Annotated in this window: 11 protein-coding genes; 4 read left to right on the top strand and 7 right to left on the bottom strand. The window is 65.5% G+C overall.

Annotated features, from left to right (window positions below):
- Window positions 1–119 precede the first annotated feature (119 nt).
- The 7 genes from rpsB to ACCQ03_RS11130 form a co-directional block, all read right to left on the bottom strand.
- Window positions 120–917, bottom strand: a complete 798-nt coding sequence (gene rpsB, locus ACCQ03_RS11160) for a 30S ribosomal protein S2 (RefSeq protein WP_011346896.1) — start codon at window positions 915–917, stop codon at window positions 120–122.
- 434 nt (window positions 918–1351) lie between these two features.
- On the bottom strand, window positions 1352–2065 hold the full coding sequence (locus tag ACCQ03_RS11155; protein WP_057679650.1) for a fimbrial biogenesis chaperone: 714 nt from the start codon (window positions 2063–2065) through the stop codon (window positions 1352–1354).
- Between the two features lie 2 nt (window positions 2066–2067).
- The gene (locus ACCQ03_RS11150; protein WP_057679649.1) at window positions 2068–2400 is read right to left on the bottom strand and encodes a hypothetical protein; all 333 of its coding nucleotides are present in this window, start codon (window positions 2398–2400) and stop codon (window positions 2068–2070) included.
- Between the two features lie 48 nt (window positions 2401–2448).
- Complete coding sequence (locus tag ACCQ03_RS11145) at window positions 2449–3483, bottom strand: Csu type fimbrial protein (RefSeq protein WP_150145740.1); 1035 nt, start codon at window positions 3481–3483, stop codon at window positions 2449–2451.
- The gene (locus tag ACCQ03_RS11140) at window positions 3480–5831 is read right to left on the bottom strand and encodes a fimbria/pilus outer membrane usher protein (RefSeq protein WP_150145742.1); all 2352 of its coding nucleotides are present in this window, start codon (window positions 5829–5831) and stop codon (window positions 3480–3482) included. Before ACCQ03_RS11140 ends, ACCQ03_RS11145 begins: the two co-directional genes overlap by 4 nt.
- A gap of 16 nt (window positions 5832–5847) precedes the next feature.
- Window positions 5848–6618, bottom strand: a complete 771-nt coding sequence (locus ACCQ03_RS11135; protein ID WP_039574789.1) for a fimbrial biogenesis chaperone — start codon at window positions 6616–6618, stop codon at window positions 5848–5850.
- Between the two features lie 8 nt (window positions 6619–6626).
- Entirely contained in the window at window positions 6627–7151 is a 525-nt protein-coding gene (locus ACCQ03_RS11130) for a Csu type fimbrial protein (protein ID WP_057679657.1), read from the bottom strand.
- Window positions 7152–7469: 318 nt separating this feature from the next.
- Between ACCQ03_RS11130 and map the strand changes: the two genes are divergently transcribed.
- From map to ACCQ03_RS11110, 4 genes are all read left to right on the top strand, one after another.
- Complete coding sequence (gene map / locus ACCQ03_RS11125; RefSeq protein ID WP_008576697.1) at window positions 7470–8246, top strand: type I methionyl aminopeptidase; 777 nt, start codon at window positions 7470–7472, stop codon at window positions 8244–8246.
- Complete coding sequence (locus ACCQ03_RS11120) at window positions 8243–10852, top strand: [protein-PII] uridylyltransferase (RefSeq protein WP_017155700.1); 2610 nt, start codon at window positions 8243–8245, stop codon at window positions 10850–10852. The genes map and ACCQ03_RS11120 overlap by 4 nt, the downstream gene beginning before the upstream one ends.
- A 21-nt stretch (window positions 10853–10873) precedes the next feature.
- Complete coding sequence (dapD, locus tag ACCQ03_RS11115) at window positions 10874–12070, top strand: 2,3,4,5-tetrahydropyridine-2,6-dicarboxylate N-succinyltransferase (RefSeq protein WP_209225359.1); 1197 nt, start codon at window positions 10874–10876, stop codon at window positions 12068–12070.
- A 190-nt stretch (window positions 12071–12260) separates the two neighbouring features.
- Window positions 12261–12617, top strand: a complete 357-nt coding sequence (locus tag ACCQ03_RS11110; RefSeq protein WP_057679645.1) for an arsenate reductase — start codon at window positions 12261–12263, stop codon at window positions 12615–12617.
- The last annotated feature ends 76 nt before the right edge of the window (window positions 12618–12693 follow it).

Below are 12693 nucleotides of genomic sequence, written 5' to 3'. Positions count from 1 at the left end.
AGGAGACGGTGCAGCATGCCGCCGCCCCCGTAGATGTATTCAGTCGCCTCGGCGACGGAGCGACAGGGCGCCGTCGGGGCTGCGGCCGCACAGCATGGTGCGGCCGCATTGCACGCCGATTACTCGGCGGCGTCGGCCTTCTTGTCGCCCTTCTTGGCCGGAGCGCGACGGCCCTTGCCTTCGTCGGCGGACTCGGCCGAGAACTCTTCTTCGCGAACAGAAGCGGAGTTCGGCGCAGCAGCCTTGCCTTCCAGCACGGCATCGGCAGCGGCGCGTGCATACAGCTGCACGGCGCGGATGGCGTCGTCGTTGCCCGGGATGGCGTAGTCGACCAGGGCCGGATCGTAGTTGGTATCGACCACGGCGATCACCGGAATGCCGAGCTTCTTGGCTTCCTTGATGGCGATGTCTTCATGGCCGATATCGATCACGAAGATCGCGTCGGGCAGGCGGTTCATTTCCTTGATGCCGCCAAGCGAGGCGTCCAGCTTCTCGCGCTCGCGACGCAGGCCCAGCACTTCGTGCTTGACCAGCTTGTCGAAGGTGCCGTCAGTTTCAGCGGCTTCCAGTTCCTTCAGGCGGGCAACCGACTGCTTGACGGTGCGGAAGTTGGTCAGCGTGCCGCCCAGCCAGCGTTGGGTCATGAACGGCATGTTGCAACGCTCGGCTTCTTCCTTGATGGACTCGCGCGCGCTGCGCTTGGTGCCCAGGAACAGTACGGTGCCGCGCTTCTGCGCAACCGAGGAGAGGAAGTTCATCGCGTCGTTGAAGAGCGGAACGGTCTTCTCGAGGTTGATGATATGGATCTTGCCGCGAGCGCCGAAGATGTACGGCGCCATCTTGGGGTTCCAGTAGCGGGTCTGGTGGCCGAAATGGACGCCGGCTTCCAGCATCTGACGCATGGTGACTTGGGGCATTGCAGTAACTCCGTAAGAGCGGAATCGCCGTGCGCGGCTTGTTGTTGAAAAGTCCGCACATGGATGTGCGGGCCGTTGCGAGGGACTCGCATCAAATCGCACAAGATTCCGGGGTTGGGCTTCCCTGTTGCCTCCGCGACGAACCCCTTGTGAGGGCACCCCGGCGCGGATGGCGGCAGCAGGTGTGAATTCGTCGGTGACGTCCGACGTGGACGACGCAATGCGCAAGAGACGCAAAACAGCCGACGGAGTATAGCTGGCTGGGTGACTTGGTGCAATTGGTATGGTTCTGAGGCAGCTGACAGTGATCGCTGGGAGATTCGGGAGTCGGGATTAGAGATTGGTTTAGAGCGGATCGCGAATGACCGGTCGTGTCGCACATGCCGAAGGACGGCCAGGCCAGCAACGCTTTTGCGAATCCCCAATCCCGGCCCTCACGGCTCCAGGGCCAATGTACTCTCGATGTCGCTGTTGATACGCGCCACGAAGCGGCCGCTGCCTGCGGGCAGGTTGGCGGGCAAGGTCCATTGGCGGGTCTGGCCGGGCAGGACGTAGCCGGCCAGGTCGCCGCGGATGTTGCGGCGGGTGCCGCCGGCATCGATGTACGCCAGGTCGGCCAGGCGTGCATGGCTGGAGCCGGAATTGTAGATACGCAACGCGCGCTGGCTGCCGTGCCCGGCCAGGCTGGCGTGCAACGCCGGTTGCACTGCGCTGGCCTGGCTGGGCTGTGCAAACACCGGGGTGGAATAACGCAGCAGGTCGGTCTCGTTGCCGATCGCGTGCTGGGTCACGACAAGCCGGTAGCTGTCTTCGGCCTGGCTGGGGCTGGGGCCAAGGCGGATCACGCGCAGCAGTTGCCGGCCTTGCGGCGGAATTTCGAAGTGCGACGGGCTGACCGTGACGCCGCTGGCCGGCTCGAGCAGTTCGCGCTCGCCGTCCTGGCGCCAGCGGTAGAGCTTGGCGTCGGCACGCCATGGCTGTGCGGCCTGGTTGTAGAGCCAGACCGTTGTCTGGTCGCTGTCGGCCGGGATATGCGCGGTGGTCGGCGCGATGGCGATCTCGGCAGCGCTCGCGGCGCCGCTTGCTGCCACGCAGCCCAGGACCAGGGCCGAGGCCATCAGATCGCGAAGATAGCGGGCAGTGGCCATGCTCAGAACGCGATGGTGGTGATGCGCGCAGCGCCGGCGGGCATCGGCCCGGCAAGTGCGCTGGCGTCCTGGCCGGTGCTGGTGACGGCGGCTGCCTCATTGCTGCTGGGCGGCTCGGCGATCGCCATCGGCGTGCCCCTGGAGCAGCTGGCGCGCGGCGGCGCGGTACGCAGTTCGCAACCGCTGAGCAGGCGCAGGCCGATGTGCAGGGTGGAGTTTTCCGGCCCCTGCGCAGTGGCCGCGTTCGCCGCGGTAGAGGTCGCGGCGTAGGCAAGCGCAGCCAGGGCCAGTCGTTTCAGGAGGGTGACCAGCGTCATGGAGGCAATCGTTTGCATTGGAGACGTAAGAAATAGCGACGCCCCCGATACGAACTTTATTAACTGTCAGTAAGTGATGGAGACGGTCACCGTGTCGGTGTAGGCGCCGGCAATCGGCAGCTGCGGGGCCGGCGCGCGTCCATAAACGGTGACCGTCTGGGTGGTGCCATTGCCGGTGCCGGACAGCGTGTCCACCCCGATGACGGTGCCCCACCGGTTACTGCGGCCGGTATTGCTGTAGAGCTCGTAGTTGACGTAGTTGGCGCTGGTTGCGTGACGCATTCGCCGCACGCTGCCGCTGGCATTGCTGCCATTGTCCAGGCCGATATTCCAGGCGGTGCGGTTGGTGCAGGCCAGGCTGATGGTAGAGGTGCGATCGATCGCGGCGTCGATACTGCCGGCAATGCTGCCGAAGTCCAGATCGGTGGTGACGTAGGCATTGCAGCGTGCCGGCACAGTGGCCGAGGCAGTGAACGGGAAGGCGTTGCTGGCAGTCTTGGAGCCGGTGCCGCCGGCCGTACAGCTGCTCGGCAGCGAGGGTACGCCGGTGATGCTTTCGTTGTAGGAGTAGCGCAGCACAGTGTCGGCGCCGCCAAAGCTGCTGGTGTGGTTGCCAACCGAGAGAATCTGGTTGGCCGGAATCCGCCCGTACACGGTGATGGTGGCGGTCTGCGAGCCGCCGGTGATCACCGGGACGTTGTAAGACAGCGTCAATGTCCGCGGCGAGGGGGCCGCCGACCCGGTGGCGCCCCAGATCTGCGTACGGGTTGCCTCGCTGTAGATCTGGAAATCCAGGCTGTCGCTGGTGGAGTTGAGCATGCGACGAGGCGCATACGCGCCGCTGCTGGCACTGCCGGGGCCAAGGTCCAGGCAGAGGCTAACTTGTGCATAGCCCAGTACGCTGAGCGCGGCGGTCGCGCAGGAAACGTTGAGGGTTGCCACCGCATCGGTGGTGCCGTTGGCCGCCACGTTGCCAAACGCCAATGGCGTGCCGAGGGTGACGGTGCAGGTGGTATCTGCGTGCGCCCGCTCGCTGGGCCCAAGCCACAGCATCGCGATCGTCAGCGCGAGCATCAGGCGCCAAAGCGTGGACATGCTCATGGGGTGGTCTGCTCGGGGATGCACTGCAGCGGACCCACCCGCGGGATGCCGCCCGGGTCGGCCGGATACGCGAACTGCGCAACGCAGCGGCCCTGGGGCAGGTCGACCAGGATGCGGTTGTCGCGTTGCAGGTTGTCCAGATAGGTTTCGCCGTCGTAGCCGACCACCACGCGCTCGGTACTGCCCTCGCGCTGTACCACGCTGCCGACGGGCAGCGGCGCGCCGTGCGCATCGTGCAGCACGATGATGGCGGCGCGTACGCGGGTAATGCCGAAGCGCACCGCCACACCGGATTGCTGGCGCGGTGTCACCGTGGTGTCGACACGGTCCACGCGCAGGTCTGCCGGCAGGCTCAGGGTGTCGATGGAGAGCTGGTTGCGCTGCCACGATTGCAACGGCGTCACCAGCAGGGTGCCGCGCGCGTCGGTGACGCCGATCAAGCGGTTTTCCAGCCGTACCGGAATGCCGGGCTGGCCGTCGGTGGAGACCACCGCGAACGCGTCCTGGATATCGCGCGCGGCGAAGGTGCGGCCGTTCATCCACACCAGGCTGCCGCTGGCGCTGGCATAGCCGAAGGTATCGCCATCCTGGGTTGCTGCGCCGAGGTTGTAACGACCGACCCGGTTCAACCAGCCCAGTTCGGCCAGCCCGCCGCTGGCATCGTCGCCGGCACGTCCTTGCAGGCGCCAGCCGATGCCGCCCAGATCGCCATCGCCAGGCAGTGGCTGGCTGACGTCGGCCACCAAGCCGGTGCGGTCGCCGTTGCGCTGCATCGATGCGCTGGCCTGACGCACTTCGCCGAAGGTGGTCGACAGCGACAGGTACAGGCTGCGATCGCTGGAGACATCCAGATTCTGATTGCCCGACAGATTGGCCGCCCAGTTGCGCCCGAAATTGCGCGACCAGAACACGCTGGCATAGCGCGAGGTATCGCCCTGCGGATAGCTCAGCCGCACATAGCTGGTGCCGAGCGAGCCGATCGGGTCGACGTTGACCCCGACTGCTGCACGGTCGCTGACGCGCGCTGGCAGGGCGCCTTGCAGTGCGCCCAGGTCGCGATAATCGCCATGGGTGCGCTGGCTGCCCAGATTGACGTTGAAACGCCGGTTGTTCCAGGCGTAGCCCAGCACGTACTGGCCGCCACGCAGCGCGTCCATCTCGCTATGCGCGTAGGCGGCATTGAACACACCGCCCACGCCAAGCAGCCACACACCGCCTGCGCCTGCGTTGATCACGCCACCGCCAGTTTCGGCATGCGCTTCGATCGTGAAATCCTCGCGCAGGCCTTTGCGAAAGGTGGCGCTGGCCACACGACGTTGGTCATACGAAAACGAGCGCACGCCGTAGTCGCGGCGCAGATGACCGATGCCGGCCGACCATTCGGAAATGCCGCGCGCCAGCAGCTGCGGTGTGCCATAGAACGCAAAATCCAGCCGACGCACGCGTCCGAACGCATCGGTCACCACGATCTGCGCCTGGCCGGTGCCGCTGATGCCCGGTTGCGCGGCCAGCTGAAACGGGCCGGCCGGCACCTGGCCGCTGTACTGGCGCAAGCCGTCCACATACAGCTCGACGGTGGAAGGCACTGCCGCTTCGCCGAGAAAGCTCGGCGTTGGGGTCAGCACCCGATACGGTTGCAAGGCGTAATTGCGGCCGATCTGCACGCCGCCCAGGCGGATCGAGCGGCTCCAGTCGACAAAGCCGCTATAGAAATCGCCCACGCTGAGGCTGGTGGCGCTGTCCGGGAAATCCATCTGCCAGGCACTGTCCAGACGCACCGCTTCGCTGCGCCAGCGGTTGTCCTGTGGGCGGTCGTAGGCCAGAAAGACCGCGGTGGTATCGACCATGCCACGCCCGATGCCGAACGCGCGCACTTCGGTGGCCAGCGACGCGCTGCTGACGCCGGCGTTGCGGGTGGCATACAGGTCGTAATTGAGCAGCATGCCTGGCGATGCGGTGGCGCTGGGCGGGGCCACTTGTTCGGCTTTGAGCACGGTAGTGGACAACGACAGCTGGGCCAGCGGCGCCTGCAGCGCGAGCCGCTGCAGCGCGGCGTCGTAGCGCACTTCCACGTCGGGCAGGCGGTCCAGATCGACCACTTCGCCAGGCACGCGGTCGGCCAGGATGAAGCCGAGTTTGCGCAGGGTTTCCACCGAGCCGCGGAGCCGCCCGTCGACCAGTTCGAAGGGTGCCAAGCCGCGGTCGGCCTGGTTTAAGGTCACGTCCAGATACAGCGTTTGCGGCTGTGGCGTGGCGCTGGGTGGCGGCTGATCGGGAAGCGACGCCACATCGGCCAGATCGCCGGCTGCGGCGCTGCCCAGGCAACTGGCGGTCGCAAGCAGCGTCATCGCCAGCCGCGCCGCATCACGGTGCCGTCGGCGCGGCCAACAAAGTACGTTCGTCAGCCTCACCATTGATCCTTGCGATGATGGTGCCGCGGCCGAACTGCGCCAGCGGCGCATCCAGCGACCAGCGCATGGTCTGCCCGGGCAGCACATAACCGACCAAGCCGTTCAATGCGGTCTTGGTTGCGCCATCGACCTGGTGCCGCAGGTCGGCGACCTGCGCATGGCCGGTGCCGGTGTTGCTGATCTGTATCTGCGCCTTGCCGTCGCTGCCGGCAACCACTTGCGCGCTCAGGGTCGGCGAGGGTTCGGCGTTGCCGGGCGGCAGCAAGAAGATCGGCACCGAGTAACGCAGCACGAACTGCATGCCTTTGCGGTCGGCATCGGCGCTGGGCAGCTCGTCGACGATGATGCGGTAACACTGCTCCTGTCCGCTCGGGGCAGGCCCGGCGCGGATGACCCGGATCAACTGGCGCTCGCCAGCGGCCAGGGTGCGCATCGGCGGGCTGACCAGCAGATCCTGGGTGGGATCGAGCTGATCCTGCCCATCGCGTTGGGTCCAGCGATAGGCGCGGGTCTGCACCTGGACCGGCGCGCTGCCGCTGTTGCTCAGCCACAGGCCGTCGGCGGTCTGCTGGGCGCTCAGGCTCAGCGATGTGGGCGCCAGCTGCAGGCTGGCGGCATGCGCCGGCGTCGGCAGGGCGCCGTTGGCCATGACCAGCGTCATCGCCAGCCCGGCCGACATCAGCCAGGCAGGTAGACGTGACAACGGGCGGTGATGCACAGGCATGCGCGGGCTCAATAGACGATCGTGGCAGTGATCGTGTCCTGATAGCTACCGGTCGCAGGATTGTTGGCCGACGGGTTGGTCACGCGACCGTAGACCGGGTAGACCTGATTCAGGCCGGTGGCGGTGCGGCTGAGCGTGTTGGTGCCGGTGGTGCTGCCCCAGACCGTGCTGCGGCCCAGATCCTGGTAGAGCTGGTAGGCGATGTAGTTGTTGGTGGTCACCAGCGCGTCGGTATTTTTCATGCGGCGGGTGGTGACGTCGTTGGCCGTCCCGGCATTGCTGCCCGCGCTCAGCGCGATGTTGTACGGCGTCAACGCGGTGCACTGGGCGGTCACGCTGCCGTTGGCGTCGGCATTGGCGGTCGAGGTCGAGAGTACCGAGCCGAAGTCGACGTCCGTGGCGGACGCAGCGGTAATCGTGCAGGCCTTGGTGACCGCGATCTTGACGTTGAAGGTGGTGGTGTCTGCCGCGCTCGCGATGCCAATGGTCGAGAGCAGGCCGAGCGATAGCAGGACAGGGCGGACAGTACGCATGGACATTTCCTTGACCGTTCTGGTCATTGATGACGCGACGAGTCGTCGCCTTCCCTGCAATGCATCAGCTGTGCCAAACATAACGCCGAATTCACACGCTATCTAGCTGTCTTGACTGGTTTTATTGATAAAAGTGGGATGTCTTACGGATGACTCCGTTAGGGCCTTTTTTGACGCTGCGTGCACGGCGTCACGCATGAATAGGCAGCCGCGACGGTTTTCCGTTGTGCGGTCCGCTTGCTACCGGTTGCGGTATCCACACAAAAAGCGCAGGCGCGGGTCGTTCAGATTCAGCCCGGATCGGCGATAATCGTGGCCATGAGCGTCAATCTGAAAACCAAAGAAGAAATCGAACTGATGCGCGTCGCTGGCCGCTTGGCCGCCGAGGTGCTCGATGTGGTGGCACCGCACGTGAAGCCGGGCGTGACCACTGCCGAGCTGGACCGCATCTGCCATGACCACATCGTCAACGTGCAGGGCACCATCCCCGCCAATGTCGGCTATCGTGGTTTCCCCAAGAGCGTGTGTACCTCGGTCAACAACGTGATCTGTCACGGCATCCCGAGTGCAGCCAAGGTGTTGAAGGACGGCGACATCGTCAATATCGACGTCACCGTCATCAAGGACGGCTGGCACGGCGACACCAGCCGCATGTACTACGTCGGCACCCCGTCGGTGATGGCCAAGCGCCTGGTCGAAACGACTTATGAAGCGATGTGGCGCGGCATCCGGGCGGTCAAGCCGGGCGCCACGCTAGGCGATGTGGGCCATGCCATCCAGAAGTTCGCCGAAGCCGAGCGCTTCAGCGTGGTACGCGATTACTGCGGCCACGGCATCGGCAAGGTGTATCACGACGAGCCGCAGGTCATGCATTACGGCCGTCCGGGCGAAGGGCTGGTGCTCAAGCCGGGCATGACCTTCACCATCGAGCCGATGATCAACGAAGGCACCTATCACCATAAGACGCTGCCGGACGGCTGGACCGTGGTCACCAAGGACCGCAAGTTGTCTGCGCAGTGGGAACACATGGTTGCGGTCACCGAAGACGGCGTGGATGTGTTGACGCTGTCGGCCAATTCGCCCGCGCCGGTATGACGGACACGCCGGCGGAGCGACCCGACCCGGGCGTCGCCGGCGACGCTGACTGGGCCGCGCAGGCCCGTCCGCTGCTGGTGCATGCGGACATGCGCCTGTGCAAACGCTTCGACCAGGGCGAGCCGATCGAGCGTCTGGTGGCGCTGCGCGCCCGCGCGGTCGACCAATTGATGCGCAATGCCTGGATGCGCTGCATGCCGGCCGATAGCGGTTTGTCGCTGCATGCGGTTGGCGGCTACGGACGGGGCGAGTTGTTTCCGCGCTCGGATGTGGATGTGCTGGTGCTGGGCGACACCGCCGCGCAACAGCAGCACGAGCAGGCCCTGGCGCGCTTGTTTGCGCTGCTCTGGGATGTGGGCCTGCCGATCAGTCACGCGGTGCGCTCGCCGGCGCAGTGCACTGCTGCGGCCGCCGACCAGACCGTGCTCACTGCCTTGATCGAATCGCGCGCACTGGTGGCCGATGCCGCCGCGCGCGCTGCGCTGGCGACGGCGATCGCGCCGCCGCAGGTGTGGCCGCCGCGCGACTTCTTCCAGGCCAAGCGCGAGGAATTGCTGGCGCGCCATCAGCGCTTCGGCGACACCGCCGATAATCTCGAACCCGACATCAAGGATGGCCCCGGTGGTCTGCGCGACCTGCAGACGCTGGGCTGGATGGCCTTGCGCGCGTTCGGGGTCAAGGACCTGGAGGCCCTGGTCGGGCTGGGCCATGTCGGCTTCGACGAGGCCGCCGCGTTGCGTCGCGAGCGCGAAGAGCTTGCCCGGCTGCGTTTCGGTCTGCACATCGTGGCCAACCGGCCGGAAGAGCGGCTGCGGTTCGATTATCAAAAGACCCTTGCCGAACGGTTGGGGTTCGCCGACGACCCGGAAAGCCTGGGCGTGGAAAAAATGATGCAGCGCTTTTATCGCAGCGCTGCATTGATCCGCCGCATCAGCGACCGCTTGTTGCAGCGTTTCGAAGAACAGTTCGATGGCGAAGCGACGCCGGAGCCTCTGGGCGGCGGCTTCAGCCTGCGCCGCGGCTACCTGGCTGCCGACGCCGAGAGCTGGCCAGACGGCGATGTGCTGCAGGTGTTCGCGCTGTTTGCGCAATGGGCCGCGCATCGCGAGGTGCGCGGACTGCATTCGCTGACCGCGCGCGCGCTGGCCGAGGTTCTGCGCGATCTGCCGGCATACGACATGGCCGATGCCACGGCCCGGGAACGCTTCATGGCATTGCTGCGCGGCCCGCGTGCGGTGGAAACGCTCAATCGCATGGCGCGGCTGGGCGTGCTGGGCCAGTGGATTCCGGCATTCGCCAGCGTTTCCGGGCGCATGCAGTTCGACCTGTTCCATGTCTATACGGTGGACCAGCACACCTTGATGGTGCTGCGGAACATCGCACTGTTTGCCGCCGGCCGCGCCGACGAACGCTTCTCGATCGCGCATGAAGTCTGGCCGCGTTTGCGCAAGCCGGAACTGCTGTTGCTGGCGGGCCTGTTCCACGACATCGCCAAGGGCCGCGGCGGCGATCACTCGGAACTGGGCGCAGTGGATGCGCGTGCGTTCTGCCTGGCGCATCGCCTGAGCGAAGGCGATACCGAGCTGGTGACCTGGCTGGTGGAACAGCACTTGCGCATGTCGGTCACCGCGCAGAAGCAGGACATTTCCGACCCGGAGGTGATTCACCGTTTCGCAACGTTGGTCGGCACACGCGAACGTCTGGATTATCTGTACCTGCTCACCTGTGCCGACATCGCCGGCACCAGTCCCAAGTTGTGGAACGCGTGGAAAGATCGGCTGTTGGCGGATCTGTATTTCGCCGCGCGTCGCGCGTTGCGCGAAGGCCTGGAGCACCCACCACCGCGCGAAGAACGGCTACGCGAGGCGCGCGAATCGGCGCGTACCTTGATGCAGGCGCAAGGGCACGACGATGTCACCATCGATCGCCAGTTTGCCGGCATGCCGGACGAGAATTTCCTGCGTTTCCGTCCCGAGCAATTGGCATGGCAGGCGGCCTCGCTGATCGAAGTGGAGATCGGCCAGACCCTGGTCAAGGCGCGTCGCGCGGTGCCGGACAACGACGCGCTGGAAGTGTTCGTGTATTCGCCGGACCGCGATGGGCTGTTTGCGGCCATCGTGGCCACGCTTGATCGCAAGGGCTACGGCATCCATCGCGCACGTGTGCTGGACGCGCCACACGATGCGATCTTCGACGTGTTCGAAGTGTTGCCGCAGGAGACCTATGCCGACGGCGACCCGCAGCGGCTTGCGGCAACGCTGCGTCAGGTGCTGGCCGGCGACCTGCAGAAGGTGCGCCCGGCACGCCGTGCGGTGCCGCGCCAGCTGCGGCATTTCCGCTTCGCACCGCGGGTGGAGTTCAGCGAAAGCGCCGGCGGCCGCCGCACCCGCATCAGTCTGGTCGCACCCGACCGCCCCGGCCTGCTTGCCGATGTCGCGCACGTGTTGCGCATGCAGCACCTGCGCGTGCACGACGCGCGTATCGCCACCTTCGGCGAACGTGCCGAAGACCAGTTCCAGATCACCGACGAGCATGACCGCCCGTTGTCCGAATCCGCCCGGCAGGCGCTGCGCGATGCGCTGTGCGCCTGCCTTGACCCTGTCTAGCTAGCAACTCCGGAGACCCCCATGGCCACCAGCAAGAAGACCGCGCGCAAGCAGAGCGCGACCACCACCGCAGCCTCCAAGCGCGCGGCTGCAACGGGCGGCAAGGCCGCCAAGGTGCCGGCTGTTGCCGCCTCAAAGCCAGGCGTTGGCGTCGGCAAACAGGGCGCAGCAGCGGGCGCTGTCGGCAAAAAGGCTGCTGCATCCGATGCGGCAAGCCCGAAAACCGCTGCAAACAAGACGGGCGGCAAGACCGCAACGTCCGCTGCGCCACGCGTGGCCAAGCAGCCGACCAAAGTGGTTGCTGCACCGGCCGCAAAGAAGGCTGCGGCGGCAAGGAAGCTGCCGATTGCCGAGCAGGCCGTGCACAGCGTCGCACCGCAGGCCGGCAGCGACGAGCTCAAGCTGGGCATCGAAAGCGCATTCGAACGGCGCGCCACGCTGACTATCGACGAGATCGACGGTTCCAGCCGTGCCATTGTCAATCGCGTGATCGACGGACTGGAAAGCGGGCAGTTCCGCGTCGCCGAGCCGGACGGGCAGGGAGGCTGGACCGTCAACGAGTGGCTGAAAAAAGCGGTACTGCTCTACTTCCGCGTCAACGAGATGGCGGTGATCGACGCCCAGCCGGCGCCGTTCTGGGACAAGGTGGAATCGCGCTTTGCCGGCTTCCATGAAGCCGAATTCCGCAAGGCCGGCGTGCGCGTGGTGCCGGGCGCAGTGGCGCGTCGCGGCAGTTATTTCGGCAAGGACGTGGTGCTGATGCCGAGCTTCACCAACATCGGCGCCTATGTTGGCGAAGGCACCATGGTCGATACCTGGGCCACGGTGGGGTCGTGCGCGCAGATCGGCAAACACTGCCATTTGTCCGGCGGCGCCGGCATCGGCGGCGTGCTCGAACCGCTGCAGGCCAGCCCCACCATCATCGAAGATCACTGCTTTATCGGCGCTCGCTCGGAAGTGGTGGAAGGCGTGGTCATCGGGCACCACAGCGTGATCGGCATGGGCGTGTTCATCGGCCAGAGCACACGCATCTACAACCGCGCTACCGGCGAGATTTCCTACGGCTATGTGCCGCCGTACAGCGTGGTGGTGTCCGGGCAGTTGCCCTCCAAGGACGGCTCGCACTCGCTGTATTGCGCGGTAATCGTCAAGCAGGTGGATGCCAAGACGCGCAGTAAGACCAGCGTCAACGAACTGTTGCGTGGTCTGGCGGATTAATCCGCTTCGCATCGGCAACAGCTGACGCGCAGCGCCGGTCGAGAGTGCGCCTTTGGCACTCTCGATTGCCGCAATCACCCGCGTGTCTCAGCGCGCTTGTGAGATCGCTTGCCGGTCGCGTTGCACGCAGTTCCATCGCAACCCCTTTCACGAAGTGAGGGGATCTGCACCGCCCTTTGGGATATGTCACATGACCACGCTCTACGGACTCAAAAACTGCGATACCTGCAAGAAAGCCACCAAGTGGCTGGATCGTTTTGGTGTGGCGTATACGTTTGTCGACTATCGCGATCACAAGCCGGAGCCGGACACCCTGGTGGCGTGGGCGGAGCAGGTCGGTGGATTCGATGCATTGATCAACAAGTCCTCGACCACCTGGCGGCAGTTGCCGGACAACCGCAAGGCGGCGGGCAGTGCGGCCGAATGGAAGCTGTTGCTGCGCGAATACCCGCAGCTGATCCGGCGGCCGCTTGTCGCCACCGACGAGGGCGCGCTGCATCAGGGCTTTTCCGATAACGGCTTCAAGAAGCTATTCGGCGTTGGCTAAGCGACTGCGGATTTCGACGGTGCTGCAGACCGTGTTGCCGCTATCGTCGCGGCGCATGACGTCTGGCATGTTGATC

This window comes from Xanthomonas sp. NCPPB 3569, assembly GCF_041475645.2.
Taxonomy (GTDB): domain Bacteria; phylum Pseudomonadota; class Gammaproteobacteria; order Xanthomonadales; family Xanthomonadaceae; genus Xanthomonas; species Xanthomonas phaseoli.
This window is presented reverse-complemented; position numbering and strand designations above follow the sequence as displayed.